A 640-nucleotide genomic window follows, 5' to 3' on the forward strand; every position below is an offset into this window, starting at 1 on the left:
CGCTATCACCATTGCCACAATGCAGATTAAAGATTTTTTTGGCCTGCAATTGGCGCACGTGCCCGAAAACTATGTTGATAAAGTCATTGCATTAGCTAATGCCTTACCAACCTTACAATATAGCGATACATTAATTGGTCTTGTTACCTTATTAATCCTAATTTATTGGCCAAAACTTGGCTTAAAGTTACCCGGTCACTTACCAGCGTTGGTCGCAGGTACTTTAGTCATGTGGTGTTTATCACTGTTTGATAAGCAAGTGGCTACTATTGGTTCGGAATTTAGTTATTTATTACCTGATGGCACTGAGGGTAACGGTATCCCTCCCATTTTACCTCAATTTGTTCTACCGTGGGAGCTTCCTGGTAGTGCACCAATTAGCTGGTCAATGATTACGGCTTTAATGCCAGCCGCTTTTTCTATGGCCGTTTTAGGGGCTATTGAATCACTACTTTGCGCTGTCGTACTTGATAATATGACAGGTAAAAAACATCATTCAAATAGTGAACTGATCGGCCAAGGTTTTGGTAATATCGCTGCACCATTTTTTGGTGGGATCACAGCAACAGCAGCTATTGCCCGCTCAGGGGCCAACGTTCGTGCAGGAGCAACCTCACCCGTATCAGCTAACATCCATTCA

The 640-nt window shown here is 43.0% G+C and carries 1 protein-coding gene; it reads left to right on the forward strand.

Annotated features, from left to right (window positions below; genetic code table 11):
• Positions 1 to 640, forward strand: a 640-nt coding sequence (locus tag ABN217_RS19600; RefSeq protein WP_349459904.1) for a SulP family inorganic anion transporter, incomplete at both ends; no start/stop codon positions are given.

It is taken from the genome of Proteus sp. fly-1067, assembly GCF_040139345.1.
In the GTDB taxonomy this organism is placed as follows: domain Bacteria; phylum Pseudomonadota; class Gammaproteobacteria; order Enterobacterales; family Enterobacteriaceae; genus Proteus; species Proteus vulgaris_B.